The organism is Gluconacetobacter tumulicola, from assembly GCF_014174215.1.
Classification (GTDB): Bacteria; Pseudomonadota; Alphaproteobacteria; order Acetobacterales; family Acetobacteraceae; genus Gluconacetobacter; species Gluconacetobacter tumulicola.
On record NZ_JABEQL010000007.1, the window covers coordinates 135,353 to 161,017 of the forward strand.

Annotated in this window: 23 protein-coding genes; 12 read left to right on the forward strand and 11 right to left on the reverse strand. The window is 67.9% G+C overall.

Translation table 11 applies throughout. The features are described 5' to 3' along the window. Positions 1 to 174: 174 nt before the first annotated feature. From holA to HLH29_RS07490, 4 genes are all read right to left on the reverse strand, one after another. Entirely contained in the window at positions 175 to 1,191 is a 1,017-nt protein-coding gene (holA, locus tag HLH29_RS07475; RefSeq protein WP_182965330.1) for a DNA polymerase III subunit delta, read from the reverse strand. Further along, entirely contained in the window at positions 1,188 to 1,937 is a 750-nt protein-coding gene (locus HLH29_RS07480; RefSeq protein WP_182965333.1) for an LPS assembly lipoprotein LptE, read from the reverse strand. Before HLH29_RS07480 ends, holA begins: the two co-directional genes overlap by 4 nt. A 4-nt stretch (positions 1,938 to 1,941) precedes the next feature. Continuing rightward, the gene (leuS, locus tag HLH29_RS07485) at positions 1,942 to 4,557 is read right to left on the reverse strand and encodes a leucine--tRNA ligase (protein ID WP_182965335.1); all 2,616 of its coding nucleotides are present in this window, start codon (positions 4,555 to 4,557) and stop codon (positions 1,942 to 1,944) included. Positions 4,558 to 4,677: 120 nt separating this feature from the next. Then, positions 4,678 to 5,202, reverse strand: coding sequence for a DUF3576 domain-containing protein (locus HLH29_RS07490; protein WP_182965337.1), 525 nt, complete (start codon positions 5,200 to 5,202; stop codon positions 4,678 to 4,680). Positions 5,203 to 5,523: 321 nt separating this feature from the next. On the opposite strand from HLH29_RS07490, the gene HLH29_RS19985 reads away from it, so the two are divergent. Next, on the forward strand, positions 5,524 to 7,491 hold the full coding sequence (locus tag HLH29_RS19985; protein WP_338030199.1) for a glycoside hydrolase family 3 C-terminal domain-containing protein: 1,968 nt from the start codon (positions 5,524 to 5,526) through the stop codon (positions 7,489 to 7,491). A gap of 189 nt (positions 7,492 to 7,680) precedes the next feature. Here HLH29_RS19985 and HLH29_RS07500 read toward each other — a convergent pair whose 3' ends face one another. After that, on the reverse strand, positions 7,681 to 8,436 hold the full coding sequence (locus HLH29_RS07500) for a competence/damage-inducible protein A (protein ID WP_182965339.1): 756 nt from the start codon (positions 8,434 to 8,436) through the stop codon (positions 7,681 to 7,683). Positions 8,437 to 8,516: 80 nt separating this feature from the next. Between HLH29_RS07500 and HLH29_RS07505 the strand changes: the two genes are divergently transcribed. Beyond that, complete coding sequence (locus HLH29_RS07505) at positions 8,517 to 9,425, forward strand: SMP-30/gluconolactonase/LRE family protein (RefSeq protein WP_182965341.1); 909 nt, start codon at positions 8,517 to 8,519, stop codon at positions 9,423 to 9,425. Positions 9,426 to 9,476: 51 nt separating this feature from the next. Here the strand turns inward: HLH29_RS07505 and HLH29_RS19855 are convergent, their stop codons facing one another. The 3 genes from HLH29_RS19855 to HLH29_RS07520 form a co-directional block, all read right to left on the reverse strand. Then, positions 9,477 to 10,478 carry a bifunctional GNAT family N-acetyltransferase/(deoxy)nucleoside triphosphate pyrophosphohydrolase gene (locus HLH29_RS19855; RefSeq protein ID WP_182965342.1) on the reverse strand — a complete coding sequence of 334 codons (1,002 nt, stop codon included), beginning with the start codon at positions 10,476 to 10,478 and terminating at the stop codon, positions 9,477 to 9,479. 16 nt (positions 10,479 to 10,494) lie between these two features. Continuing rightward, positions 10,495 to 11,580, reverse strand: coding sequence for an aromatic ring-hydroxylating oxygenase subunit alpha (locus HLH29_RS07515; protein WP_182965344.1), 1,086 nt, complete (start codon positions 11,578 to 11,580; stop codon positions 10,495 to 10,497). A 216-nt stretch (positions 11,581 to 11,796) separates the two neighbouring features. After that, complete coding sequence (locus tag HLH29_RS07520; RefSeq protein WP_182965346.1) at positions 11,797 to 12,696, reverse strand: ATP-binding protein; 900 nt, start codon at positions 12,694 to 12,696, stop codon at positions 11,797 to 11,799. 131 nt (positions 12,697 to 12,827) lie between these two features. Between HLH29_RS07520 and yajC the strand changes: the two genes are divergently transcribed. Next, the gene (gene yajC / locus HLH29_RS07525; RefSeq protein ID WP_182965348.1) at positions 12,828 to 13,208 is read left to right on the forward strand and encodes a preprotein translocase subunit YajC; all 381 of its coding nucleotides are present in this window, start codon (positions 12,828 to 12,830) and stop codon (positions 13,206 to 13,208) included. Between the two features lie 70 nt (positions 13,209 to 13,278). Next, a complete protein-coding gene (locus tag HLH29_RS07530) occupies positions 13,279 to 14,700 on the forward strand; it encodes a sugar porter family MFS transporter (RefSeq protein WP_246373929.1) in 1,422 nt (473 codons plus the stop codon). A gap of 73 nt (positions 14,701 to 14,773) precedes the next feature. Here the strand turns inward: HLH29_RS07530 and HLH29_RS07535 are convergent, their stop codons facing one another. Beyond that, the gene (locus tag HLH29_RS07535; RefSeq protein WP_182965350.1) at positions 14,774 to 15,382 is read right to left on the reverse strand and encodes a superoxide dismutase; all 609 of its coding nucleotides are present in this window, start codon (positions 15,380 to 15,382) and stop codon (positions 14,774 to 14,776) included. A 162-nt stretch (positions 15,383 to 15,544) separates the two neighbouring features. Between HLH29_RS07535 and HLH29_RS07540 the strand changes: the two genes are divergently transcribed. Beyond that, positions 15,545 to 16,393: a squalene/phytoene synthase family protein gene (locus HLH29_RS07540; RefSeq protein WP_182965352.1), complete on the forward strand. Its 849-nt coding sequence runs from the start codon at positions 15,545 to 15,547 to the stop codon at positions 16,391 to 16,393. 34 nt (positions 16,394 to 16,427) lie between these two features. Here HLH29_RS07540 and HLH29_RS07545 read toward each other — a convergent pair whose 3' ends face one another. Further along, a complete protein-coding gene (locus HLH29_RS07545; RefSeq protein WP_182965367.1) occupies positions 16,428 to 17,324 on the reverse strand; it encodes an NAD(P)-dependent oxidoreductase in 897 nt (298 codons plus the stop codon). 113 nt (positions 17,325 to 17,437) lie between these two features. On the opposite strand from HLH29_RS07545, the gene msrP reads away from it, so the two are divergent. From msrP to HLH29_RS07560, 3 genes are all read left to right on the forward strand, one after another. Beyond that, positions 17,438 to 18,394 carry a protein-methionine-sulfoxide reductase catalytic subunit MsrP gene (gene msrP / locus HLH29_RS07550; RefSeq protein WP_182965369.1) on the forward strand — a complete coding sequence of 319 codons (957 nt, stop codon included), beginning with the start codon at positions 17,438 to 17,440 and terminating at the stop codon, positions 18,392 to 18,394. Continuing rightward, entirely contained in the window at positions 18,394 to 19,005 is a 612-nt protein-coding gene (gene msrQ / locus HLH29_RS07555) for a protein-methionine-sulfoxide reductase heme-binding subunit MsrQ (RefSeq protein ID WP_182965371.1), read from the forward strand. The genes msrP and msrQ overlap by 1 nt, the downstream gene beginning before the upstream one ends. 456 nt (positions 19,006 to 19,461) lie before the next feature. Then, the gene (locus HLH29_RS07560) at positions 19,462 to 20,958 is read left to right on the forward strand and encodes a malate:quinone oxidoreductase (RefSeq protein WP_182965373.1); all 1,497 of its coding nucleotides are present in this window, start codon (positions 19,462 to 19,464) and stop codon (positions 20,956 to 20,958) included. Between the two features lie 65 nt (positions 20,959 to 21,023). Here HLH29_RS07560 and HLH29_RS07565 read toward each other — a convergent pair whose 3' ends face one another. Further along, the gene (locus HLH29_RS07565; protein ID WP_182965375.1) at positions 21,024 to 21,638 is read right to left on the reverse strand and encodes a LabA-like NYN domain-containing protein; all 615 of its coding nucleotides are present in this window, start codon (positions 21,636 to 21,638) and stop codon (positions 21,024 to 21,026) included. 219 nt (positions 21,639 to 21,857) lie between these two features. Here HLH29_RS07565 and folK point away from each other — a divergent pair, with 219 nt between their 5' ends. The 4 genes from folK to acpS all read left to right on the forward strand — a co-directional run bounded on the left by folK (position 21,858) and on the right by acpS (position 25,550). After that, a complete protein-coding gene (gene folK / locus HLH29_RS07570) occupies positions 21,858 to 22,355 on the forward strand; it encodes a 2-amino-4-hydroxy-6-hydroxymethyldihydropteridine diphosphokinase (RefSeq protein ID WP_182965377.1) in 498 nt (165 codons plus the stop codon). 75 nt (positions 22,356 to 22,430) lie between these two features. Next, positions 22,431 to 22,826: a DNA-directed RNA polymerase subunit omega gene (gene rpoZ, locus HLH29_RS07575; protein ID WP_182965379.1), complete on the forward strand. Its 396-nt coding sequence runs from the start codon at positions 22,431 to 22,433 to the stop codon at positions 22,824 to 22,826. Positions 22,827 to 22,830: 4 nt separating this feature from the next. Continuing rightward, entirely contained in the window at positions 22,831 to 25,143 is a 2,313-nt protein-coding gene (locus tag HLH29_RS07580; RefSeq protein WP_220791424.1) for a RelA/SpoT family protein, read from the forward strand. Beyond that, positions 25,140 to 25,550, forward strand: coding sequence for a holo-ACP synthase (acpS, locus tag HLH29_RS07585; protein WP_182965380.1), 411 nt, complete (start codon positions 25,140 to 25,142; stop codon positions 25,548 to 25,550). Before HLH29_RS07580 ends, acpS begins: the two co-directional genes overlap by 4 nt. Positions 25,551 to 25,665: the final 115 nt, after the last annotated feature.

A 25,665-nucleotide genomic window follows, 5' to 3' on the forward strand; every position in this document is an offset into this window, starting at 1 on the left:
CAGAGCGTTCCCCGAATTTGAGCGGATCCGTCATGAGGTTTCCCGCCATGACGCCCAATTTGAAAACCAGGAATCCTGTGCTCTATCCTGCTGAGCTACGCGGACACACAGCCTGTTTCTAACCGAGCACAGAGATTCGGGCAAGCGCCCCGCGAAGGGAAAGGGGACGACGCGTCAGCGCTCGCGGCGCAGCATCGTCGCGGTCGCGGCCAGGCGCGCGATGTGACGGCGACACAGCGCGAGGTCCGGCGCACCGGTCTGCTTGCACTCTTTCTCCAGCGCCTGGGTCTGTTCGGCGGCGTCCATCAGGCGTTCTTCCGTCCACAGCGACAGGGCCTGGCCAAAGGATTCGGTCCGCTTGAAGAAAACCGGCGGGCGCAGTCCGCGCATGGCGTCCGCCCGGCTTTGCCCCGCATCCATCGCGATTCGCGCGCGGCGCAGCCGGTGCAGATGCGACAGCAGCGCCCGCGCGACGGCAATGGGGCTGGTGCCCTCGGCCAAAGCCCGCTCGATGGCGGTATCCGCGCCGGCCCGATCACCGGCCGTAGCGGCAAAGGCCGCGTCTTCCAGCGATACGCCGGCGGCATCGCCGATGCAGGTGCGGACATCATCCAGCGTCAGATGCCCGCCCCGACCGGCATAGAGAGCCAGTTTCTCGACCTCACCGCGCATCGCGGCACGATCCGGACCCAGAAGTCCGGCGAACCAGGACAGCGCATCGGCGTCGATGCGGATGTCCTCTTCCCCCAGGCTCTGGCGGATCGTGCCCTCCAGGGCCCGCCCTTCCTCCGGGTAACAGCCGATCGCGGCGCAATCGGCCTGCGCTTCGGCCAGGGCACGCAGGCGCGAACGGCTGGCGAGGCCGGGGGCTTCGATGATGACCAGCGTGTCGGAATTGCGGGCCAGGCTTGCCTTCAGCGGCGCCGTCAGGCTGTCGCCGCCGTCACGCACCCAGACGACCCGCCGCCCGCCGCTGAGGGAAAGCGCGAAAATCTCTTCTTCCAGCCGATCCGCCGCCTCGCGATCCAGCACCGCGACGCGGAACGGATCGTCCAGTTGCGGCGCGATGGCGGTTGCGGCCAGGCGCGCGCGCTCGCGGATCAGGCCGCTATCCTCGCCATGCAGAAGGATGGCCCGCAGCGTACCGGGGTCGCGCAGGATGCGGGCGACCGAGCGGGCATCGACCTTCACTGGTTGTTGACTGTTCCGTTGCCCGGTTCGCTTCCCGCCGTGCCGGAAGGATCGGGGGAGGAACGGCCGATCGCCATGCCGGGCAGGCCGTCCTCGCCGACCGACTGGCGCGGGATTTCGGTGCTGGAATTGGGCATGGCGTTCGGGTCGACATAGGTAGCCTGCGGCATGACCGTCCTCTGGGCAGGCGCGGCGCGGGTCTTGAACCAGATCGCGAGCTGCTGGGTAATGCGCTCGGCGACAGCCTGCGCGACCCGACGCGCGAGAGCCGCCTGATTCAGGTTCTGGGCGAAATATTGCTCGAACGTCTCGTTCTCGCCATCCATGACCTGCGTGTCGCCCTGCGTCACCAGCACCGGGGTCGGTGCGACGGTATAGAGCATCCAGTGCGCATGGGCCGTGGCCCGGGTGCGGCCGGTCGTGTTGTCCGAATGGATGTCGATCGCCTCGTTCATCACATAGGAACTGACGCGCAGCGTATAGCCGGTCGGGTCTTCCTGCTCGGCGCCGGCCAGGTTCTGTTGCAGGAACAGCCGCAATTCCTGCCCGTACCGTTCCGGGATGCTGGCCACGTAGATCTGGCGCAACTGGTCGGGGATCGTCCCGTCTGCGGCAACACTGCCGGCCGGCGATCCGTAAAGGGGCTGGAAGCCGCACCCGCCCAGCATCGTCACCATGGCCATCAGCACCGCCCGGCGGAGCGGACGATACGAACGGGGCGCGTCGGGGTGGGGCAGGTGCAACATGCGATCAGCCCGCGATCACGAAATTGACGATGCGGTTGGGCACATGGATGCGCTTGACGATGCGCTTGCCCTCCAGCAGGCGCGCCACATTGGGCTCGTTTTCCGCCAGGGCGATCACCGTTTCGGCCGGCGCTTCGGGCGGCGCGGCCACCGTGCCGCGCAGCTTGCCCATGATCTGGACCGCGATGGTCAGCTCGCGCGCCACCAGCAGCTCGGGCTCGGCCTCCGGCCAGGGGCGATCGACGGCCGGCGCCTGGCCCGGTTCCAGCAGGGCCAGCATGTCTTCCGCCTGATGGGGAACCATCGGGGCGGCCAGCAGGCACAGGGCGAGCGCGGCCTCGCGCCGCGCATGGTCCATGCCGGCATCGGCCGACGCACGCTCGGCTTCCGCCAGGGCGGAGGTCAGCTCGTGCAGGCGGGCCACCGCGACATTGATCGCGAAGCTTTCCAGCGCCTCGCTCACGGCCGCGATGGCGCGGTGGGTGGCACGGCGCAGCGTATCGGCGGCTTCGGACGGCGCGGCCTCGGCAGGCGCGGCGGCCGGCACGGTCTCGGCCACCGTCCGCACCACGCGGTAGAGCCGTTGCAGGAAGCGCGCGGCGCCGGCAACGCCGGCCTCGGTCCATTCCATGTCGCGTTCCGGCGGGCTGTCCGACAGCACGAACCAGCGCGCGGTATCGGCACCGAACCGCTCGATGATCGCCACCGGCGCCACGGTGTTGCGCTTGGATTTGGACATTTTCTCGACACGGCCGATCGTCACCGGGGCACCGGTCTCACGATGCACCGCGCCGTCGCCACGCCGCTCGACTTCCTCCGGGTACAACCACAGCCCGTCCGCGTCGCGGTAGCTCTCGTGATTGACCATGCCCTGCGTGAACAGCCCGTCGAACGGCTCGTCCAGCCCCAGATGCCCGGTCTCCCGCATCGCCCGGGTAAAGAAGCGCGCATAGAGCAGATGCAGGATCGCATGCTCGATCCCGCCGATATACTGGTCGACCGGCAGCCAGCCGTTGGCAGCCGGAAGGACGGTCGGCTCGGAGGCATGCGGAGCGGTGAAGCGGGCGAAATACCACGAACTGTCGACGAACGTGTCGAACGTGTCGGTTTCGCGCGTCGCATCAGCGCCGCAGCGCGGACAGGCCACATGCTTCCAGGTCGGATGGTGATCCAGCGGGTTGCCCGGCCGGTCGAACGTCACATCCTCGGGCAGCGTGACGGGCAACTGGTCGTCGGGCACCGGCACCGGGCCGCAGGCGGCACAATGAATGACCGGGATCGGACAGCCCCAGTAGCGTTGGCGCGAGATGCCCCAGTCGCGCAGGCGCCAGTTTTCCACGCCCCGCCCGACGCCCATCCCTTCCAGGCGGCTGATGGCCTCGGCCCGGGCGGCCTTGGTGTCCAGACCGTCCAGGAAGCCGGAATTGATCAGCGTGCCGTCACCATCCCACGCCTTGCCGGTGATGGCGAAGGTCGAGGCGTCCTCGCCCGCCGGCAGGATGACCGGGCGGAAGGGCAGGTGATAGACATTGGCGAAATCCAGGTCGCGCTGGTCGCCGCACGGGCAGCCGAAGATGGCGCCGGTACCGTACTCCATCAGCACGAAATTGGCGATCCAGACCGGAAAGCTCTGATCGGGCATGAAGGGATGCGACACGCGCAGGCCGGTATCGAAACCGCGCTTCTCGGCCTTCTCGATCGCTTCCTCGGAGGTGCCCAGGCGACGGCACTCGGCGATGAAGGCGGCGGCATCGGGATTGTTTTCCGCGACTTTCGCGGCCAGCGGATGGTCGGCCGCAACAGCCAGGAACGCCATGCCGAACAGCGTGTCGGGCCGGGTGGTATAGACCTCGACCGAATCCAGATCGGTATCGAACCCCTGGGGCGGCGTATGCAGCGCAAAGCGCACGCGCGCACCGACCGAGCGGCCGATCCAGCGTTCCTGCATGATGCGGACCCGCTCAGGCCAGCGCGGCAGGTGCGAAAGGCCCTCCAGCAGCTCAGGGGCGAATTTGGTGATGCGCAGGAACCACTGCGAAAGTTTCTTCTTCTCGATCAGCGCGCCCGACCGCCAGCCGCGCCCGTCCACCACCTGCTCGTTCGCCAGCACGGTGTGGTCCACCGGGTCCCAGTTGACCCAGCTCTCACGCCGCTCGACCAGATCGCCCTGCAGCATGTCCAGGAACAGCTTCTGCTGCTTGCCGTAATATTCGGGCAGGCAGGTCGCGATCTCGCGGTCCCAGTTGAACGAGAAGCCCAGCCGCTTGAGCGTGCCGCGCATGGCGGCGATATTGTCCAGCGTCCAGGCCTGCGGATGCACGCCCCGTTCCCGCGCCGCGTTTTCCGCCGGCAGGCCGAACGCGTCCCACCCCATCGGGTGCAGCACCGAAAACCCCTTGGCCCGCTTGTAGCGCGCGACCACGTCGCCCAGCGTGTAGTTGCGGACATGGCCCATATGGAGCTGCCCCGACGGATAGGGGAACATCTCCAGCACGTAATATTTCGGGCGATCGGCCGGCGGCACGTCGGGCACGTCGAAGGCGCCCGCCCGCTCCCACTCGGCCTGCCAGCGCGGTTCGGCCGTGCGGAAATCGTAGGAAGCGGGGGTCATTTCAGTCATGGCAGGGTCCAGGAGCATGGGCCGGAGCGTCACGGTCTGTCACGACCGGCCGATACGAAGAAGGGATGCCGGGCACGGGCCCGGCATCGTCCCCGGCGCGGTGCGCCGGGGGGGAGGGGCTTACTTGCCGCCGCCACTGTCGGCGCGAAGCTGGCGCGCCCGGGTCAGGATTCGGGTCGTGATGTCCGACACCGTGTTCGGGGCGACCGGGGTATCGACCCACTGCCCGTCGGTCAGCGCCTGGCGGAAGACGGACACGCGCAGCGCGTCCGAACGCAGGTTGCGCGACAGGACATAGGCCGTGATCTTGAAACGCTCGTTCTTGGTCGCCGGCGGGGTGTACCAGTCGGTCAGGATCACGCCGCCGATCGCGTCGGCCGAGGCGAAGGGCATGAAGGACAGCGTGTCGATCGCACCGCGCCACAGATAGGCGTTCACGCCGCTCTTGCCGATCTGGTCGTCACCGCCGCTGGCGGACCGATCCTCGGTGATCAGGTGGTTCTGCGGCATCGCCAGCCCCGCATCGGCACGGCGATGCGACGAGGAACAAGCGGTCAGGCCCAGGAGCGACGACAGCGCCAGCCCGCCCAGCAGGCGGGCCGACGGTGAAAGGCGGTGAATGGCGAATGGCGGTCGAACGGTCATGTTGCCCCTGTGGTCCCCTCGGGTCTGGCCCCGCTGATGGATCGGCGGCCGTGGCCTGTCCTGCCCGTCCGGGGCCTGCGGTCGGGCCACGGTTCAGCCGGTTTCACTGCCATCTTCATATCCCGGCCCGCCATCCCCGCCAAGCCGGCCGGTGATTTTCTCCGTGCCGCCCGCGACGGCGATCGGTACCGGGGCACGAATGGGGGCGGCGATGGCGATCCCAAGCCTTGCCTTCCCTGTGCCCGGCGGTTTGAAAAGGGCCATCATACGGGGCCGCGCGAGGAGTCGCCGCGCGACGGGACGAAGGATCGGAGGGGCGGCGTGGCAGGCATTGCGGGCAGGCGGACATGGCGGCGGTCCCCTGGGCGGCTCCACGGGCAATGGCGGCGCGTGGCCTTTCTGGCGGCCCTGTCGCTGCTGGCGGCCCCGCATGCCGGCGCGGCCGACCGGCCGGCGCGGGCCACGCTCCTGGCCGCCCGCCTGACCCAGGCCGAGAAACTGATGCTGGTCCGGGCGGATGTCGTGCCCGCACCCGCACCAGCCGAGGGCGTGTCGATCATAACCCTGCCCGGCGTCCCGCGCGCCGGCCTGCCGGCCCTGCGCTTGGCCATGGTGGATGGCGAGGCGGGCCAGTCCTCCCCGCTGGCGCTGATGGCGACCTGGGACCGCGATCTGGCCCGGCGGGTGGGGCAGGCCCAGGCCCGCGCAATCCGGGCCGGCGGGCGCGCGCTCGCAGCGGTCGGCGGAATTGGCCCACTGCCGGCGGGTCGGGCCTATGATGGCGAGGACCCGCTGCTGGCCGGCCGGATGATGGGCGAGGTCGCATCCGGGCTGATCTCGGGCCATGTGCTGCCGCTGTTCGGCGGCCGTGGCCGGCCCGGCGCCGACGACATGTCCGAGGACCGCATGCTGGCGCTCTCCATCGCGCTGGGGCAGGCCAGGGGGGCGGGCATGCTCTGCCAGGTCGCCACCGTGGGGCTCCGGCCGTGCGGGGGGCTGGACGGCATGGAGCGCACGCTCCGCGACGGATGGCGATATGGCGGCATGATTGCCCTGCTGGCGGACCATGCGACGCCGGACGACCTGCCGGCCCGTCGCCATGCCCTGCTGTCCGCGCTGGCGGCCGGCGTCGACGCGGAGGGCGAGCCCGGACCCGCCGACACGGGTTTGTTCGGCGCCACCCTGCGGCAGGCGGTAATGAAGGGCGGCTTCGTGCCGCCCGTCCGGCTGGATCACATGGCTGCCCATGTCATGCAGTCGATGGACGAAGCCGGGGTGACCGAGCATCCGCCTCCCTTCGGCGCGCTGCGCGCCCCCACCTCCTACCGCGACCCGCTGGCGGAAGAGATGGTGGCCGAGGGGGCGGTCCTGCTGCGGAATGAAAACGCGGTCCTGCCGCTGGCCGGCACCCCAGCCGAGCCGATCCTCGTCCTGGGCGGGGGGACGGCCCGTACGGCGGCGCGGGCGGTAATCGATGCCCTGAGCCGCACGGGACGGACCGTGCGACTGGCCGATGCGCCCGAAAACGGGCCGCTGCCGCCCGATATCGCGCAGGCCAGCCATATCGTGATCCTGTCCGCCGGCCCCGAGGATGACCGGCTGATCGGCGCGGTGGCCGATAATGGGGGGCACGTGGTCGTCGTCCTGCTGTCGGACGATCCCGACCGGCGCATGCCCTGGCTGGATCTGGTCGACGGGCTTGTGCAGGCCTGGTCATGGCGCGACGGCGGCGAGGATGTCCTGGCGGAGCTGCTGATCGGGCAGCGCGATTTCTCCGGGCGGCTGCCGGTGACCTTTACCGGCGGCGTGGCGCCGCCCCAGGAGCATCTGGCGGGCTACAAGGCGTTCGACCGGGCGCATGTCGCGCCGCTGTTTCCATTCGGATACGGGCTGTCGGTCCGCGCGCGTTTTACCTATGGCGACCTGAAGGCGACGCGGGACGGGTCTCGGCTGCTGGTCGCCTTCAGCGTGACCAATCGCGGCGCCGCGCCCGGGCGCGACGTGCCGCAGATCTATCTGGACCTGCCGGAAGGAAGCGGCGGGGCACCCAAGCGGCTGGTCGGCTGGCGCCCCGTACAGCTCGCGCCCGGACAGACCACGCATCTCACGCTGGCGGTCGATGCGCGGATGCTGGGGCGATGGAACCCGGCCACGCTGGAATGGGTGGTGCCCGCCGGCGATTACGGGGTGTCGCTCGGCGGCCATTCCGCCAATCTGGTCCGGCAGGTGATGATCCACCTGCCGGACCTGCACGCCCCCGGCGCGTTGCCGGATGGCGAAGGCGGGTAGGAAACCGGATGGAGATTCGACCTTAGTGAGAGCCTGATCGAAAATGTGGGCTGATGAGCGAGAGCGGCCCAGAGGGCCGCGCCCGGCGTGTGTTTCCGAGCGTCGGAGCGGAGCGGCCTTGATGGAAGTGAGCACCGAAGCACAGGAAACGCGCGTCGGATCGCCACCAGCGCGCATTTTCGGTCAGGCTCAGGGCGGCGGTTCGCCTTCCTGCGGCGTAAAGCCCAGATGGGTGATCAGGTCGCGCGTCGCCTCCGCCGCTGCCAGCACGGCATCGCGGTCCAGGCCCTTGCTGACCAGGGCGACGCCCCGTCGCCCATCCGGCCGCCGGAACGGATAGGACCCGATATCGAGGTCCGGATGATGGTCCTGGATCTCGGACAGGCCGGCGGCCAGCGCGCCCTCATACAGGTCCAGCGCGTACCAGCTGCGCGAGGTCACGGGCGTGCCGTGCGGCAGGGTGGGGGCCAGGGAATCGAACATCGCCTGCATGATCCGCGGCACGCCGGCCAGCACATGGACATTGCCGATGCTGAAGCCCGGCGCGATCGAGACGCTGTTGGTGATCGGGGTCGCCCCCTGTGGCAGGGTGGCCATGCGCTGGCGGGCGGCGTTGAATTCGCCCGGGGCGAAATGGGCTTCCAGCGCGCGGAAGGTTTCGGGGTGAACGGTCCACGGCACGCCAAACGCCTCGGCCACGCAGGGCGCGGTGATGTCGTCATGGGTCGGGCCGATGCCGCCGGTGGTGAACACCATGTCGAATCGGGCCCGCACGTCGCACAGCGTGGTCACGATAATTTCGCGGCGGTCGGGGATGATCCGCACTTCGGACAGCGTGATCCCCAGTTCGGACAGGCGTCGTGCGATATATTGCACATTGACGTCCTGCGTCCGGCCCGAAAGAATCTCATTGCCGATGACCAGAATGCAGGCTGTCGGGTTCATGGCGGCAGGTCCCTGTCCGATGGCATGGACCATCATTATGGGCCCGGAATCCGCTTCCGGCCAGACAGGAGGAATGGGCGATGAGGGAAGGACCGATGTGCGGCGTGCCGCGCTGCGTGTGGGAGCTCCCAGCCATGCTGGGCGAAGGCCCCGTCTGGTCGGAAGCCGAGCAGGCCCTGTATTTCGTCGATATCGTCGGAAAGGCGATCCACCGCTACCGGCCGGAAAGCGGGGAGCGGACATCCTGGGCCGCGCCGGACCGGCCGGGCTTCCTGGTACCGCTGACCGACGGCACCTTCCTGTGCGGGCTGCGCGACGGGCTGCACCGGTTTTCGCCCGCCACCGGCCGATTCGGCCTGGACCTGCCGGTCGAGCCCGACCAGCCCGGCAACCGCATCAATGACGGCCATGTGGACCGGTTCGGCCGCCTCTGGTTCGGCACCATGCATGACGCGGAAACCGACCCGACCGGCTCGCTCTATTCCGTCCGCCAGGATCGCGGCGCGCTGTCGATCCGGCGCGAGGATACGGGCTATGTCGTCAGCAACGGCCCGGCCCTGTCGCCCGACGGGCGCACGCTCTATCACAATCATTCACCGGCCCGGACCGTCTACGCGTTCGACGTGGCGCCCGACGGCAGCCTGTCGAACCGGCGGGTCTTCGCCACCCTGCGCGACGGCTATCCCGACGGCATCGCGGTGGACAGCGCGGGTTTCCTGTGGATCGGCGTGTGGGATGGCGGCCGGATCGAACGCCTGGCCCCCGACGGCACGAAGGTCGAACCCATTCCCATGCCGGCCCGCAACGTCACCAAGGTGGCCTTCGGCGGCGCCGATTACCGCACCGTCTTCGTTACCACCGCCCGCAAGGGCCTGTCGGCGCAGCAGATCGCGGACCAGCCCCTCAGCGGCAGCCTGTTCGCCTTCGGCACCAGCATCGCCGGGCAGAAACAGGCCACCTTCACACTCGACGCCCCGTTCGCGCTGTAGGGAACAGGTTTGAAAGTCGCCTGCGGCTAAGCGCGGCTTTGCAACCGTCTCTCAGACCAGATCGCGCAGTAACGGCACCAGCGGCAGATCGGCCTCGGGCATCGGATAAGCCGACAGCTCGTTCCCCCGAACCCACGCCAGGGTCTGACCCTCACGCGGGCGCGGAATGTTCTTCCAGCGCCGGCAGACATAAACGGGCATCAGCAGGTGAAAATGCCCGTAATCGTGCGACACGAAAGTGTAGGGCGCGAGGCAGGAACGGCTGACATCCAGCCCCAGCTCCTCGTCCAGTTCGCGGATCAGCGCCGCTTCGGGCGTCTCGCCGGCCTCGACCTTGCCGCCGGGGAACTCCCACAGACCGGCCATCGGCTTGCCTTCCGGCCGCCGGGCCAGGAGGATGCGCCCGTCGGTATCGATCAACGCGACGGCGGCCACCAGTACCACGCGCTTCTGTTCCGCCGCGTGGGTGGGAGAACCCGCCGATGGAGCATCCATCGCCATATCCGCCCGCGTCGCTTCGAACAGCAGGACCGGATGCTCGCCGCCGCGCGAGACGAATTCCTGGTGCCCGGTGCCCGTTTCGCGAAAACCCAGCCGGCGCAGCACGGCGATCGAAGCCGGATTGTCATGCGCGACGGCAGCCGCGACCCGGTCGACCGGCATGTTGGCCAGCGCCCAGCGCGTGATCCGCCCCACCGCGCTGGTGGCGACCTTGCGGTTCCAGTAGGGGCGCCCGACCCAGTAACCGACAGTGGCCGAACGGCGCCCACGATCGACCTGCAACCCGATGCAGCCGATCAGCGAATCGGGCGTCTCCGATTCGGGGTGGGTGATGGCGAAATGATAGGCCGCCCCCCGCCGGGACAGATCGGCGGTCGAGGCGATCCATTCATCCGTCAGCCCGCGCGGATAGGGAAACGGGACGCGGCTGAGCATCCGGATGACGCTCCAGTCATTGACCAGCCGGTGCATCGCGCCCGCGTCCGAGGACAGAAGGGTCCGCAGCCGGAACGGGCCGGCCTGCAGGGTGGTATCCGTCCGTTCGTCGCTCATGGATGTGACGACACCCTCAACCGGCGGTAGGGGCGCGGATGCCGCATTCGGCCAGAAGCTGGCGCAGGTCGCGGATCACCGGGAACACTTCCTGGTTGTGATCGCCACCCAGCTCGTTCCACGCGTTCTGCTCCAGTTCCACGATCTCGCGATCCTCGCGGAAGATCCGCTCGGTAAAGGCGACCAGGAACGGCCATGCCAGGTCCAGCACGCCCGGCAGCTTGGGGCGCTTGATCGACAGCAGCCCGAAGACGCGGTTGGTCAGCTGCTCCTCGTCCTGCGGAACGTAGGCGATCCACAGATCCATCACTGCCTCGCCGCCGGTCGGCTCGATCTTCAGCGTCTGGTACGGATATTCGGTGCGGATCGTCATGACGTCGCGATGGGCGAATTTCGCGCTGTTGTCGCGCTTCTGCCCGAATACCAGCGCCTCGCCGATCGGCTGCTTGCCGCCGGTGCGGGCAAAGGTATAGCGCGCCTCGATCATGCCGGGCCCGCGATCCTGTCCCAGGAAGCGGGGCTTCATCTGGCCCATCTGCTTCATGTGCATGAACTGATGGTTCATATCCATCAGGTTCTCATGCATGAAGCTGTAATGGCATTTCACATGCCGGCCGAAGCGCCTGGTCTTGTATTCGGGATTGGCGACCTGCGACAGCTTGGGCAGCGGCACGGACTCGGCCTTCTCGGCATCACCGGGGAAGACGAAGATCAGCCCGTCCTGTTCGCGGCACGGATAGGTGCGCACGCCATTGGGCAGCTTGCCCTTGCCCAGATAGGGCACGTCGATGCAGCGGCCCGACCGGCCATACGCCCAGCCATGATAGCAGCACTGCACCGCCTGGCCCTTCACGGTGCCCTTGCTCAGCGGCACCTGCCGGTGGGCGCAGCGATCCTCCAGCGCGAAGACCTCGCCTTCGACGGGGCGGACCAACGCGATCGGCAGGCCAGCATAGCGGGTGCCGATCGTCTTGCCGGCCTTGAGTTCGTGCGACCAGGCCACGGGGTACCAGAAATCGGGATCACAGCGAATGCGTCGCAGGTCCTCCCCCAGGGTCAGGGCGGGGCGGGGCATGCTGTCCGTCGAAAGAATCTGGTTCATCGTCTCTCTATATGCTCGGTCGCCTGCTTCTGTCCGGCGGGTCGTGCGGTACCAGGACATAAGCCACACACATTAAAGAGGCATCTCATCGTGTCGTGCAATTGATAACGCGTATCAATGCTCCGGAACGATACGGGCCCGGTTCCCCTTCCGGCCGGCAGGGCCGGAGGGCATCAAGATATCAGGGATGGAATCGGTCGCCGGCCTTGATCCGGATCAAGGACGTGTCGATTCCCCAACGTGCGGTGCGGTGGCGAGTTCGGCGGTCAGGTCCTCGACGAACTGCCAGGCGACACGGCCCGACCGCCCGCCCCGGGCGACGGACCACGCATTGGCGCGCCGGGCCAGATCCTCTTCCCCGATCGCCAGGTCGCGGGCTCTTGCATAGGTCCGCACCATGTCCAGGAAGATATCCTGGGCACAATTGTGAAAGCCGATCCACAGCCCGAACCGATCGGACAGCGAGACCTTCTCCTCGACCGCCTCGGACGGGTTGATGGCGGTCGAGCGCTCATTGTCGATCATGTCGCGGGGCATCAGGTGCCGCCGGTTGGAGGTCGCGTAGAACAGCACGTTCTCCGGACGGCCGGAAATGCCGCCGTCCAGCACCGATTTCAGGGCCTTGTAATCGGCATCCTCGCTCTCGAACGACAGATCGTCGCAGAAGACGATGAAGCGGCGCGGGCTGGTCCGCAGCAGGGCCAGCAGGTCGGGCAGGGTGGCGAGGTCCTCGCGCTGGATCTCGATCAGCACCAGCCGGCCCGCGCCGGGCTCGGCCGGCACGCCGCGGATCCGGTTGGCCTGGGCGTGGGCGGCCTTGACCAGCGATGATTTGCCCATGCCGCGCGCGCCCCACAGCATGACGTTGTTGGCCGGCAGGCCGCGGGCGAAATGCAGCGTATTGTCCAGCACCAGCCGGCTCTGGATCTCGACACCGCGCAGCAGGCCGATATCGACATGCGCCACATGGGCCACCGGCGCCAGCCGCCCCTGGGCGGGATGCCAGACGAAGGCATCGGCCGCATCGAGGCCCGCAAGGCTCGGCGGCGGCGGGGACAGCCGCTCCAGCGCCTGGGCGATACGGTCGAGAACGGGCAGCAGAGGGTGGGACTCCATCGTCGGTCCTGTGGCTGGGTGGCTGGGAAAAGCGCCGCTACCGGCGAACCGACGCCTTGACGGGAAACGGACGAAAACTATGGTCCACTGCCTCAGCCCGCAACCCACTAAATGACGGCCGGAAACGCGACATGACCTCAGTTTCGGATTTCCTTGTAACCCCGGCATACGCCCAGACCGCCGGAGGCGAGGGAGGATTCCTGAGCGCCGGCGGCCTGATGTCGATCCTGCCCTATGTCGCGATGTTCGCGATCTTCTACTTCCTCCTGATCCGCCCGCAGCAGCAGAAGCAGAAGCAGCTCCGCGCCCAGCTCGCGGCGCTGCGCCGTGGCGACCGGGTGCTGACGGCCGGCGGCATCGTCGGCGTCGTGCAGAAGGTGCGTGACGATTCGAACGAGCTGGAGGTCGAGATCGCCCCCAATGTCCGGGTGACGGTCCTGCGCGAGACCCTGACCTCGGTCGTCACCAGCACGGCCAAGCCGGCCAACGACGCCGCCCCCAAGGCCGACTGACGGCAAGCCTCCCCCCGAACGGGCGAACCGGCGGCGTCGCCCGCCGTTATGCCCATTCGGGGGAGGGGGAATGACGCTGTACGGAGAACTCGACGCGATGAAGGCCGGGCGCTTCGCGGTCACCAGTGCACCGGGCCGGGCCGGCGTGGCCTCGGGCCTCGCGGCGGTGGCCGGCCTGATGTTCGGCCTCGATATCGGCGTCATTTCCGGCGCCCTCGCCCCGATCGCGCGGGAATTCCACGCCAATCGTCTCCTGCAGGAATGGATCGTCGCGGCCATGATGCTGGGCGCGGCGCTGGGCGTGCCCATTGCGGCGCGCCTCTCCTTCGGCTGGGGGCGCAAGCACACGCTCCTCATCGGCGCGGCCCTGTTCGTGGCGGGGTCGCTGTTCTGCGCCGTGGCCGGATCGGTGGGGACGCTGATCGCGGGACGGGTGATGATGGGGCTGGCGGTCGGCATTTCGACCTTCACCGCGCCGCTCTATATCGCCGAGATCGCCGATCCCCTGCACCGGGGCGCCATGGTGTCGATCTATCAGCTCATGATCACCCTCGGCATCATGGCGGCCTTCGTCTCGAACGCGCTGTTTTCCTATTTCGATACCTGGCGCTGGATGCTGGGGATCGTGGCGTTTCCCGGCATCGTCTTCATGATCGGTGTCGCCTTCCTGCCGTCCAGCCCGCGCTGGCTGATGATGCGCGGCAAGCGCGAGGCGGCGCGGCGCGCGCTGCAGGACCTGCGCGGCCAGGGGCACAGCGTGGCCCGCGAACTGCGCGAGATCGACGCCCGCCTGCATGTCCGCACGTCGGGCTGGGCGCTGCTGCGCGCGGACCGGAATTTCCGCCGCTCGGTCTTGCTGGGGGTCACGTTGCAACTCGTCCAGCAATTTACCGGCATGAATGTGGTCATGTATTACGCGCCGCGTATCCTCGGGCTGGCCGGCTTCATCGACCATGCGCGGCTGTGGGGCACGGTCAGCGTGGGGGCGGTGAACGTGGCCGCCACCTTCCTGGCGATCGGGCTGGTCGATCGGTGGGGCCGCCGGCCCCTGCTGATCTGCGGGCTGGTCGTGATGAGCATCGGCATGGTGCTGCTCGCCCTTTCGCCCTCCGCCGAGGTGCGAGAGGCGACCGCGCAGGCATTGACCATCGGCGGAATGGTCTGCTTCGTTTCGGGGTTCGCGTTTTCGGCCGGGCCGATCGTCTGGGTGCTGTGCGCGGAAATCCAGCCGCTTCAGGGCCGGGAGTTCGGCGTCGGCTGTTCGACCGCGGCCAACTGGATCGCCAACATGATCGTGGGCGTGTCGTTCCTCACCCTGGTGGACCGGCTGGGCCTGTCCGGCACCTTCTGGCTCTATGCGGGGCTGAATGCGCTGTTCGTGGTGCTGGTCGCCCTGTTCGTGCCCGAGACAAAGGGCCTGACGCTGGAGCGGATCGAGCGTGACCTCACCGCCGGCGTGCGCCTGCGCGATATTGGGCGCGGTCCCCGGTAACAGGCGGCCGGACATGAAAAACCCGGCCCCAAACGGGGCCGGGCATTCCAGAACAGAAGCTGCCGTCGGCCGTTCAGGCGGCCTTGAGCTGCGCCTCGGCGAACTCGTAGTTCGCCAGCTTGTCCAGATAGTTGGTCACGTAGTCGGGGCGACGGTTGCGGAAGTCGAGATAGTAGGAATGCTCCCACACATCCAGACCCAGCAGCACCTTGCCCTGGCCTTCGGCCAGCGGGTTGGAGCCGTTGGCGCTCTTGGTCACCTTGAGCTTGCCGTCGGAACCCAGGACCAGCCACGCCCAGCCCGAGCCGAACTGCGACGTCGCCGCCGCCTTGAAATCGGTCTTGAACGTGTCGACGCTGCCGAAATCCTCGGTGATCTTGGCCGCCAGCGCGTCGGGGATCGTGCCGCCGGTCGGCGACAGGTTCTGCCAGAACAGGATGTGGTTCCAATGCTGGCCGGCATTGTTGAACACCGGCGCCAGGGCCGCATCGCCCTTGACCGCCAGGATGATCTCTTCCAGCGACTTGCCCTGCAGTTCGGGCTTGGCCTCGACGAAGCCGTTCAGCGCGGTGACATAGGCCTGATGGTGCTTGCCGTGATGCAGCTCCAGCGTTTCCTGGCACATGCCGCGCGCCGCCAGCGCGTTGGTCTGGAACGGAAGGGTGGGCAATTCGAAAGCCATGGACGTTCTCCTTGGAATTGCAGCGGCGGAAACGCCGCCCGTCAGAGCTATGAGGGCGGGGAAGGGGCGTCAAGTGACGGAACAGGGACGGCCGACCCGCCGGCCGAAACTCTTGCGCCACGCCGTTGCGCGCGGCAAGTCGTTGTCATGACAATCGCTGCCATGCCAGCCTCCCCTGAAAGACGCGCCGCCGGGGCCGGAGTTTCCCCCGGCGCGGCAGCCGCCCGGCGGGCCGATCCCGACCGGTTCCTGTGCGCCCTGTTCCTGCCCCAGGCAGCGCGCGAGGACGCCTTCACGCTGATCGCGTTCAATCACGAAACCGTTCGCGCCCTGGGCGGCATGCAGTCCCGTGCGGTCGCTGGGCCGATGGCGGGGCTGATTCGCCTGCAATGGTGGCGCGAGATCGTCGAGGGCGCGGGCCACCCGCACGCGGTCGCCGGGCCGCTGCGCGCGCTGATCGCGGCCGGCAGGGTGCGGGCGGAAACGCTGCTGGGCATTCTGGACGCGCGTGAGGCCGAACTGGACGGGCTGGCGGACTGGCCCGCCTGGCGCGCCGCGATGCTTGGCGGGGCGGGCGGCGTGCAGGTCGCGATCGCCCAGGCGGCCGGCGTGACCGACCCCGATCTGCTGAAAGCCGTCGAATCGCACGGTGCCGCCTATGGCGCGGGCGGCTTGGTGCGGCATCTGGACATCGTGCTGGCCAGTGGCCGATGCCCGGTGCCGGACTCCGCACTGGCCGAAGCCGGCCTGTCGGGGGATGCGATTCGCGACGGCGCGACGCTGACGCCGGACATCCTGCGGGGCCTGCGCGCCGCCCTGTGTCGCGAAGGGGCGGCTTTTCTGGCCGAGGCCGGGCGCCCGCGCCTGCCGCGCGCCGCCCGGGCGGCGGGGCTGCCCGGAATTCTGGCACGGCGGGACCTGGCCCGGGGGGCGGCCGATGCGCCGGTCGGATTCGCACCCCGCGGCCTGGGCGACCGGCTGGCGGTCATGGCCGCAATGGCGTTCGGCTGACCCAGCCGTCCGGCCGGCCCCCCCCGGTCGCGTCTTACGGCGTGTTGGCCACCGTGCTTTCCAGCACGGCGAACAGCGCGGAATAATCGTCGTTCGGATGCAGCCGCCGCGTCAGGGACAGCAATTGGGTGGTAGCCGCCATGGTTGCCACCGGTGCCGCCACGCGGGCAGCGTCGTCCAGCAGCAGCCGCATGTCCTTCTGCATCAGCCGGGTCGGGAATTGCGGCCGGAAATCGCCGGTCCGCGCCGCCTTCAGCTTGCGCTTGTGGTGGGGCGAGATCACCGCGACCGAATCCAGGGCCTCGAACAGCATGTCGCGCTCCAGCCCGGCGGCCAGCCCGTAGCACACGCCCTCGGCAACTGCCGCCAGCCCCACGCCCATAATGCCGTTGATCACCAACTTCAGCTTCGAGCCGCTGCCCGCCGGCCCGGCATGGATCGTCGTCTTGCCGATAATGTCGAAAATCGGCTGGGCCCGCGCGACGCTCTGCGCATCCCCGCCGACCAGCACCACCAGCGCCCCGGCATCGGCCTCGGGCGTGCTGCCGGAGACCGGGGCATCCAGCGCGGCGATCCCGCGTTCCCCGGCGGCGGCGGCCAGCGCCAGCGATGCCTCGGGCGATACCGAACTGGTGTTGATCAGCAATTGTCCCGCCGCCATGCCCGCCAGTGCGCCGTCAGGCCCATAGGCGGCACTGGCCAGCGCCTCGTCGTCCGGGACGCAGAGAATGACGGTCCCGCCGGCTGCTTCGGCCAGCAGGCGAGGCGAGGGCAGGAAGCGCGTATTGCCGTCGCCGCCCTTGCCGGAAGGAGTATAGGCCACGATCTGGTATCCTGCGGCCTGAAGATTGCGGCCCATGCGGCTGGCCATGGCGCCGAAGCCGATAAAGCCGACAGTGCCTGCCGTGCCGCGCTCAGAGAAATCGGGCATGATCCTGCTCCTTTTCTTTTTCGTCCCGTTTCCGGCAGGGTGCCGGACGATCCCGGCGGTGTCACCTCCCCGGGCCGCCCGCCGACCCGGCTCCATTCCAGAAGGCGTCCAGCATGCGTGTCTTCCGCTACCCTTCTCCGCCACCCTCCTCGATCACGCCGCACGCTCTCTGGCTGTCGCGGCGCGACCTGCTGGCGGCGGGTGCCGCCGCCGGCCTCGTCGGCGGCAGCCTGCCCTCCCGCGCGGCCAGGGCGGTGGATCTGGCCGCGCAGCCTGGCCCCCTGTCGGGCGAGGGGCTGAAGCCCACACCGCTGCGCGACGTGACGCACTACAATAATTTCTACGAATTCGGGCTGGAGAAGACCGACCCCGCCGAGCGCTCGGGCGACTTCCATCCGCGTCCGTGGACCGTGCGGGTCGAAGGCATGGTGGCCAAACCGCGCACCTATGACATCGACGCGCTGCTGGGGCGGAAGCTGGAAGAGCGGATCTACCGCATGCGCTGTGTCGAGGCATGGTCGATGGTCATCCCCTGGATCGGATTCGCGCTGCGCGACCTTCTGGCCGAGGTCGAACCGCTGGGCAGCGCGAAATATGTCGCCTTCGAATCGGTGGTGCGCCCGTCGGAAATGCCGGGGCAGGGCGGGGTGCTGCCGGTGCTGGACTGGCCCTATGTCGAGGGGCTGCGCCTGGACGAGGCCATGCATCCGCTGACGATCCTGGCCGTCGGCCTGTATGGCCAGACGCTGCCCAACCAGAACGGCGCGCCGGTGCGGCTGGTCGTGCCGTGGAAATACGGGTTCAAGGGCATCAAGTCGATCGTGCGCATCCGGCTGACCGACCGGCAGCCCCGTACCTCATGGAATGTCCGCGCACCCGACGAATACGGGTTCTACGCCAACGTCAATCCCGCCGTGGACCACCCGCGCTGGAGCCAGGCGAGCGAGCGGCCGATCGGGGCCGGCGGCGGGTTTTTCGGCGCAGGCCGGCAGCCGACCCTGCCGTTCAACGGCTATGGCGAGCAGGTGGCGGGCCTGTATGCCGGCATGGACCTGCGGCGCGACTTCTGATGGTGGCGCGGCGCGTGCGATCGGCCGGCCTGATCCGGCTGGCGTTGTATGGCATCGGGCTGGTGCCGGCGGTGGTCTCGTTCGTCCTGGGGGCGACGAACCGGCTGGGGGCCGACCCGGTCAACACGTTCGAGCGCACGCTGGGCCTGTGGGCCTTGCGGTTCCTGATCCTCTCGCTTTGCATCACGCCGCTGCGGGACCTGGCCGGGGTCAATCTGCTCCGCTACCGGCGGGCGGTGGGGCTGCTGGCCTTCTGGTATGCGCTGTTCCATCTGTCGGCCTATGTGGCGCTCGATCAGGGATTCGACCTGCATACCCTGCTGGCCGACGTGACCACGCGGCCCTTCATCATCCTGGGCATGGTCGCCTTCACCATCCTGTCCGCGCTGGCCGCGACGTCCAATGGCTGGGCCATCCGCAGGCTGGGGCGGCGCTGGAAGGTCCTGCATCGCTGGGTCTATGCCGCCGCGATCTGCGCCGCCATCCATTTCATCCTGTCTTTCAAGGTCATACGGGTCGAAACGCTGCTCTATGGCCTGATCGTGGCCGCCCTGCTGGCCTTCCGGGTCTATCGGGCCGTGCCCCACCGCGTGAAGACACCGCCCGTTTGAGCGGGCGTTCCGCATTGTGGCAGGTGGTTCCTTGCCATGATGCGGGAAAAGCCTGACAGTCATGCGGTAAAGGAATGGACAGAAGTGCCATTCCGGCGGGAAAGTCCAAAAAATGGAAGAAATAAAAAGGAAGAGGCGGAATCTGTATTCACCCCCCGCTTGCGGCGGCGGGCGAGGCGGCTCGGGACCGGCTCGCGCAGAGATGATGTCTCGGAAAGCCGGTTCAGGTGGCAAGAGGTTGGAGCGTTCCGGTGGACCGGACCGGGTGATGGCTGTGCGATACCGTATGTGCGATGTGCGGACTGTCCGCGACGATACGGCCCGCATGGCACCCGGTTCAGGTTCGTCCGGTTCATGGACGATCACCCTTTCCCGCCTTCGGCCCGCCGCGATGGGACCGGCGGCCCAGACCGTATTCACAGGCCTCGGCCTGCGCGCCTCGTTCCGGAGAATGTCATGACCTCGAATCCGACCCGAACCGAATCCGCCTATGACGTCGTCCTGATCGGCGGAGGGGTCATGAGCGCGACATTGGGCGCGCTTCTGAAGTTTTTGCAGCCGGATTGGTCGATCGGGATGTTCGGGCGGCTGGACGACGTGGCGAAGGAGAGTTCCAATGCCTGGAACAACGCCGGCACGGGCCATGCCGCGCTGTGCGAGCTGAATTACACGCCGTCGCGCGCCGACGGCACGATCGACATTTCCAAGGCCGTCGGCGTGAACGAGGCATTCCAGCTTTCGCGCCAGTTCTGGGCCTATCTGGTCGAATCGGGCGTGATCCCCTCGCCCCGGACGTTCCTCAACCCGATTCCGCACATGAGCTTCGTCTGGGGCGACGAGAATTCCGATTACCTGCGCCGCCGCTACGAGGCGCTGAAGGATCATCCGCTGTTCAGCGGCATGCGCTTCTCGACCGACCCGGCGCAGCTCGCCCAGTGGATGCCGCTGGTGATGGAGGGCCGCACCGCCGGCACCAGCCTGGCCGCGACCTGGATCGCGTCGGGGACCGACGTGAATTTCGGCGCGCTGACGCATCTGCTGGTGAATTTCCTGTCGGGCCAGCCGGGTTTCGACCTGAAACTGTCGCATGAGGTCGAGGATCTGAAGCAGGACGCCTCCGGCGCCTGGCGCGTTTCGGTGCGCGACCTCACGACGAACACCACCGTGCCGGTGGCCGCGCGCTTCGTCTTCATCGGCGCCGGCGGCGGCGCGCTGCCGCTGCTGCAGAAGACCGGCATCCCCGAATCGAAGGGGGTCGGCGGCTTCCCGGTCAGCGGGCAGTTCCTGCGCTGCACCAACCCCGATATCATCGCCCGTCACCATGCCAAGGTCTATGGCAAGGCATCGGTCGGCGCGCCGCCCATGTCGGTGCCGCATCTGGATACCCGCGTGATCGACGGCAGGGAGGGTCTGCTGTTCGGCCCCTATGCCGGCTTCTCGACCAAGTTCCTGAAGCAGGGGTCGCTGTGGGACCTGCCGAAATCGATTCGCATGGACAATCTGGGCGCCATGCTGGCCGTGGCCCGCGACAATATGCCGCTGACCCGCTACCTGGTGCAGCAGGTCCTGCAATCCAACGAGACGCGCCTCAACGCCCTGCGCGATTTCGTCCCCAATGCCCGGGCCGAGGATTGGGAACTGATCACCGCCGGCCAGCGCGTGCAGGTGATCAAGAAGGACGAAAAGAAGGGCGGCGTCCTGCAATTCGGCACCGAAGTCATCACCGGCGCCAACGGCACGGTCGCGGCCCTGCTGGGGGCCTCGCCGGGTGCCTCGACCGCCGTGTCGATCATGCTGACCGTGATCAGCAAATGCTTTGCCGGCGAACTGCCGCGCTGGGACACGAAGCTGAAGGAAATGATTCCGTCCTATGGCGGCCCGCTGGCCGACCGGCCCGAACTGTGCGCCCACGTGCATGACTGGACGACGCGGGCCCTGCAACTCGAGGGCTGAGGCCCAACAAGACTCGGGCCGGGCAGGGCGCCGCGTGCGGCGGCCCTGCCCGGCTCCGGGGTTCGTCAGTCTTCGTCGTGGTCCAGTTCGCTGAACTGGTCCGCCGGGTGGCGGACGGGGGCCTGCTGCTGGCGGGTCACGCGGGCCTCGCCCTGGCGGCGGGTGAACTGCGCCGCGATGTCGGCGAGTTCGATGAACTGGTCCGCCTGGCGCCGCAGATCATCGCCGATCAGCGGCGGCGAGGTGCGGACGGACGAGACGACCGTGGTCCGCACGCCCTGGCGCTGAACGCTTTCCAGCAGGCGCCGGAAATCCGCATCGCCACTGAACAGGACGGCATGGTCGATCTTGGGAGCCATCTCCATCATGTCGACGGCAAGCTCGATATCCATGCTGCCTTTCACGCGCCGCCGCCCGTTCTGGTCGACGAATTCCCGTGCCGTCTTGGTGACGAGCGAATAGCCGTTATAGACCAGCCAGTCGGTCAGGGGCTTGAGGGGCGAATATTCCTCGCTTTCCAGGATCGCGGAATAATAGTAGGCGCGGATGATGTGACATTTGGAACGGAAGAATGTCAGCAGATTGCGGTAATCGACGTCGAACCCCAGATGACGGGAAGCCGAGTAGAGACTTGAGCCGTCGATAAAAAGACATGTACGTTCGTCTGGTTGAAAAAACATGGGCCTTGAATCCTTGTAGTATGGCCTGAGCTAGAAATGTCGCGCGGATTGATTGCCGCACTTAACAATATGCCCACCAGGCGGAAGGGTAGAGCCGCCGGGGGCAAATTGATATGGGCGAGTAAGGCATATGATATTCCTTTTGCAAAACGCTGAAACGCCACCGCCATCGGGTGGACTCCATGGAATTGCGGCGCTGCCTGCGCGGCGGTGGGCCCGATGATCCTGATCGCGATCGGGGCCAATCTGCCGCGCGAAGGGGGCAGCGCGCCGATCGAGACCTGCCGCTGGGCGGTCGGGCGGATCGCCGCCATTCCCGGATTGCGGGTCACAGCGGTCTCGGCATGGTATGAAAGCGCGCCGGTCCCGCCATCCGGCCAGCCGCCCTATGTCAATGGCATGGTGGCGGCGGAAGGGGAGGTCGACCCGGTGACGCTGCTGGCCGCCCTGCAGGCGATCGAGGCCGAAGCCGGGCGGCGGCGTACGGTCGCCAACGCCGCAAGGCCGCTCGACCTGGATATCGTGGCGATGGGGGATTGCGTGCGCGATGCCCCCGATCCCATCCTGCCGCATCCCCGGGCGGAAGAGCGGGCGTTCGTCCTGATGCCGTTGCGCGATGTGGCGCCGGACTGGTGCAATCCCAGGACCGGGCATGATATCGGGGCGTCGATCGCGGCCCTCGCGGACCAGCAGATCCGCCGCCTGGAAGGCGCGTGACACGCGGACCTTGCGTTTGACGTTCGTTGTGGATAAAATTGTTTTTTTAACTAATTTACTCCGGAGGCCTGCCTCATGGCTCGCGTCACCGTCGAAGATTGCGTCGAACGGGTTCCCAATCGCTTCGAGCTGGTTCTGCTGGCGGCGCAGCGCGCGCGCGGCCTGTCGCGTGGCGAGGAGCTGACGATCGACCGCGACAACGACAAGAACCCGGTCGTTGCACTACGTGAAATCGCGGACCAGACGATCGAACTGGAACAGATCCGCAGCGACCTGGTCCGTTCGCTGGCCCGCGCGCCCGAGCCCGAGCCCGCGGATGAGGAAGTGATGGACCTGATCCCGACCGAGCAGAACATTTTCGGTCTTCAGGACGTTTCGGCCGAGGAAGAGGCGGCCCACGGGGCCGGCATGTCGGCCGAGGAACTGGAGGCCGCGATCGAGGCCGAGCTGGGCGGCCGTTCGCGGCGATAAGCCCATGGCAGCGGACGCGGCCGGCCCTGCCGACACGGTACCTGTCGCCGCTCAGGCGCCGGCCTCGCCCGCGTCCGCGCCTGAACCGGAAGAGGGTGAACCCGCCGGGACCACACAGCCTCCCGCCCGCGTCATTTCCTGCGAAGGGCTTGTGCGGCGTGTCCGCGCCTATGCCCCGGATGCCGATCTCGACCTGATCCGCCGGGCCTTCGCCGTCGCGCAGGAGGCCCATGCCGGGCAGGTCCGCGACAACGGCGATCCTTACATTACCCATCCGCTGGCGGTGGCCAGCATCCTCGCCGGCTTCCATCTCGACCCGTCCTCGATCGCAACCGCGCTGCTGCACGACACGATCGAGGATACCGGCGTCACGCATGAGCGGCTGCGCGCCGAATTCGGGCCTGCCATCGCCGACCTGGTGGATGGCGTCACCAAGCTGACCCGGCTGGAGCTCCAGTCCGACCGCACCAAGCAGGCCGAGAATTTCCGCAAGCTGGTGCTCGCGATGTCCAAGGACATCCGGGTGCTGATCGTCAAGCTGGCGGACCGGCTGCACAATATGCGCACGCTGCATTATGTGCAGCGGCTCGACCGGCGCCAGCGCATCGCGCGCGAGACCATGGAAATCTATGCGCCCCTGGCCGGGCGCATCGGCATGGACAAGGTCAAGACCGAACTCCAGAACCTGTCCTTCGCGGAGCTGGAGCCGGAAGCCAATGCGACCATCCGCGCACGGCTGAACTATCTGCGCGGCCAGGGCGCCGACGTGATCGAAGAGGTGCGGCGCGAGCTGGTCCGGCTGTGCCGCGAGGCCGGGCTGGGCGAGGTCGAGGTGTCGGGGCGTGAAAAATCGCCGTTCTCGATCTGGGAAAAGATGCAGAAGCGCAATGTCGCCTTCGAGCAGCTTTCCGACATCATGGCCTTCCGCATCATCGTACCGACGCGTGAGGCCTGCTACGTGGCATTGGGGGCAGTCCATGCCGCTTTCCCCGTCATCGTCGGCCGGTTCAAGGACTACATCTCCACGCCCAAGGCCAACGGCTATCAGAGCCTGCATACGGGCGTGACGCTGCGCTATCCGCGCAACCAGAAGATCGAGGTGCAGATCCGCACCGCCGAGATGCACGACATCGCCGAGAACGGCGTGGCGTCGCACTGGATGTACAAGCAGTTGCCCGGCGCCGGCGGTGCCGCACAGGTCGTCACCGGCCTGCGCTGGGTGCAGGACCTGCTGGATATCCTGGAGGATTCGGCGGCACCCGACGAATTCCTGGAAAACACCAAGCTCGAGCTATACCAGGACCAGGTCTTCTGCTTCACCCCCAAGGGGCAGCTCATCTCGCTGCCACGGGGGGCCACGCCGGTCGATTTCGCCTACGCGGTGCACAGCCAGGTCGGCGACACCTGTGTGGGCGCACGGATCAACGGGCGGCTGATGCCGCTGCGTCACGAATTGCAGAACGGCGACCAGGTCGAGATCATGACGGCACGCGGCGGCACGCCGTCGCCGTCGTGGGAGCGGTTCGTCGTCACCGGCAAGGCGCGGGCGCGCATCCGCCGTCATGTCGCCGCCCAGCAGCGCGAGGCCCATGTCGATGGCGGCCGCGCCGCCTTGGCCAAGGCCTTCCGGCAGGAGGGCGTGGACGGGTCGGAAAAGGTGCTGGAGAGCATCCTGTCCGACCTGAAACAGGCTTCGGTCGAAGATCTGTACGTCGCGGTCGGCAACGGCAATATCGGGCCGCGCGACGTGGTGCATGCGGCCTATCCCGAACTGCGCCAGACGCCGCGCGCGCCGCGCATGGTGCCGGGCATCCCCATGCGCGCACCCACCCGCACCGGGCGGCCCAAATCGGGCGGCGGCATGGCGCTGGCCGGCATCGGCCCCGGCATCGCGGTCCATTTCGCGGGCTGCTGCCATCCGCTGCCCGGGGACCGGATCGTGGGGATCGTCGCGACCGGCAAGGGCATCACCATCCACACCGCCGGCTGCCAGACGCTGGAGAGCTTCGCGGCCACGCCCGAGCGTTTCATGGACGTGGACTGGGATTACGACGTGATCGCCCGAGGCACGAGCGAGCCGCATATCGGGCGGCTCAGCATCGTCGCCGCCAACGAGCCCTCGATCCTGGCGACCCTGACCAATGTCGCCTCCAAGCATGACGGCACCATCGTCAATCTGCGCATCGTCAACCGCCAGCTCGATTTCATGGAGATCCTGGCGGATATCGAGGTGCGCGACCTGCGCCATCTGTCGTCGCTGATCGCCGCGATGCGCGCCTCCAGCAGCGTCGTCCAGGTGGAGCGGGCGAAAGGATGAGCCTGCTCGGCATCGGGTCCGACCTGTGCGATATCCGGCGCATCGAACGCGCGCTGGATCGCCACGGCGAGCGGTTTCTGGACCGGGTCTTCACCGAAGCCGAGCGGCGGCGGGCCGATCGGCGGAAGGGGCAGGCGCGGCTCGGGGCCTATGCCAAGCGGTGGGCGGCGAAGGAAGCCTGCGCCAAGGCACTGGGGACCGGATTTTCGCTCGGCGTGTTCCATCGCGACCTGGGGGTCGACAATCTGCCGACCGGCCAGCCCGTCATGGTCCTGACCGGCGGAGCCCGGGCCCGGCTGGACGCCCTGCTGCCACCCGGCGAGGCCGCCCGGATTCTGCTGACCATGACCGACGAATATCCCTATGCGTTCGCGCAGGTGATGATCGACGCTGGTCCAGCCCCCTAGGATCGGGCTAAGGTCGGCGCGCCGGGTGGGGATGGTCCCCCTCGCTTCATCCGCGGGCTTGCCGTCCGGCCCCCTCGGGCGGACCCCTCCGCATCACTTCCGGATTCAGACATCA

Excerpts from the sequence above, each read along its gene's own strand:
- acpS (WP_182965380.1), top strand. The coding sequence starts at position 25,140 with ATGAGCCTGCTCGGCATCGGGTCCGACCTGTGCGATATCCGGCGCATC.
- HLH29_RS07530 (WP_246373929.1), top strand. The coding sequence starts at position 13,279 with ATGACGCTGTACGGAGAACTCGACGCGATGAAGGCCGGGCGCTTCGCG.
- msrQ (WP_182965371.1), top strand. The coding sequence starts at position 18,394 with ATGGTGGCGCGGCGCGTGCGATCGGCCGGCCTGATCCGGCTGGCGTTG.
- yajC (WP_182965348.1), top strand. The coding sequence starts at position 12,828 with ATGACCTCAGTTTCGGATTTCCTTGTAACCCCGGCATACGCCCAGACC.
- msrP (WP_182965369.1), top strand. The coding sequence starts at position 17,438 with ATGCGTGTCTTCCGCTACCCTTCTCCGCCACCCTCCTCGATCACGCCG.
- HLH29_RS07500 (WP_182965339.1), bottom strand. The coding sequence starts at position 8,436 with ATGAACCCGACAGCCTGCATTCTGGTCATCGGCAATGAGATTCTTTCG.
- rpoZ (WP_182965379.1), top strand. The coding sequence starts at position 22,431 with ATGGCTCGCGTCACCGTCGAAGATTGCGTCGAACGGGTTCCCAATCGC.
- HLH29_RS07505 (WP_182965341.1), top strand. The coding sequence starts at position 8,517 with ATGAGGGAAGGACCGATGTGCGGCGTGCCGCGCTGCGTGTGGGAGCTC.
- HLH29_RS07565 (WP_182965375.1), bottom strand. The coding sequence starts at position 21,638 with ATGTTTTTTCAACCAGACGAACGTACATGTCTTTTTATCGACGGCTCA.
- HLH29_RS07535 (WP_182965350.1), bottom strand. The coding sequence starts at position 15,382 with ATGGCTTTCGAATTGCCCACCCTTCCGTTCCAGACCAACGCGCTGGCG.
- HLH29_RS07520 (WP_182965346.1), bottom strand. The coding sequence starts at position 12,696 with ATGGAGTCCCACCCTCTGCTGCCCGTTCTCGACCGTATCGCCCAGGCG.
- HLH29_RS07515 (WP_182965344.1), bottom strand. The coding sequence starts at position 11,580 with ATGAACCAGATTCTTTCGACGGACAGCATGCCCCGCCCCGCCCTGACC.
- HLH29_RS07545 (WP_182965367.1), bottom strand. The coding sequence starts at position 17,324 with ATGCCCGATTTCTCTGAGCGCGGCACGGCAGGCACTGTCGGCTTTATC.
- HLH29_RS19855 (WP_182965342.1), bottom strand. The coding sequence starts at position 10,478 with ATGAGCGACGAACGGACGGATACCACCCTGCAGGCCGGCCCGTTCCGG.
- HLH29_RS07580 (WP_220791424.1), top strand. The coding sequence starts at position 22,831 with ATGGCAGCGGACGCGGCCGGCCCTGCCGACACGGTACCTGTCGCCGCT.
- HLH29_RS07560 (WP_182965373.1), top strand. The coding sequence starts at position 19,462 with ATGACCTCGAATCCGACCCGAACCGAATCCGCCTATGACGTCGTCCTG.
- HLH29_RS07540 (WP_182965352.1), top strand. The coding sequence starts at position 15,545 with ATGCCAGCCTCCCCTGAAAGACGCGCCGCCGGGGCCGGAGTTTCCCCC.
- HLH29_RS07480 (WP_182965333.1), bottom strand. The coding sequence starts at position 1,937 with ATGTTGCACCTGCCCCACCCCGACGCGCCCCGTTCGTATCGTCCGCTC.
- folK (WP_182965377.1), top strand. The coding sequence starts at position 21,858 with ATGATCCTGATCGCGATCGGGGCCAATCTGCCGCGCGAAGGGGGCAGC.
- leuS (WP_182965335.1), bottom strand. The coding sequence starts at position 4,557 with ATGACTGAAATGACCCCCGCTTCCTACGATTTCCGCACGGCCGAACCG.
- HLH29_RS07490 (WP_182965337.1), bottom strand. The coding sequence starts at position 5,202 with ATGACCGTTCGACCGCCATTCGCCATTCACCGCCTTTCACCGTCGGCC.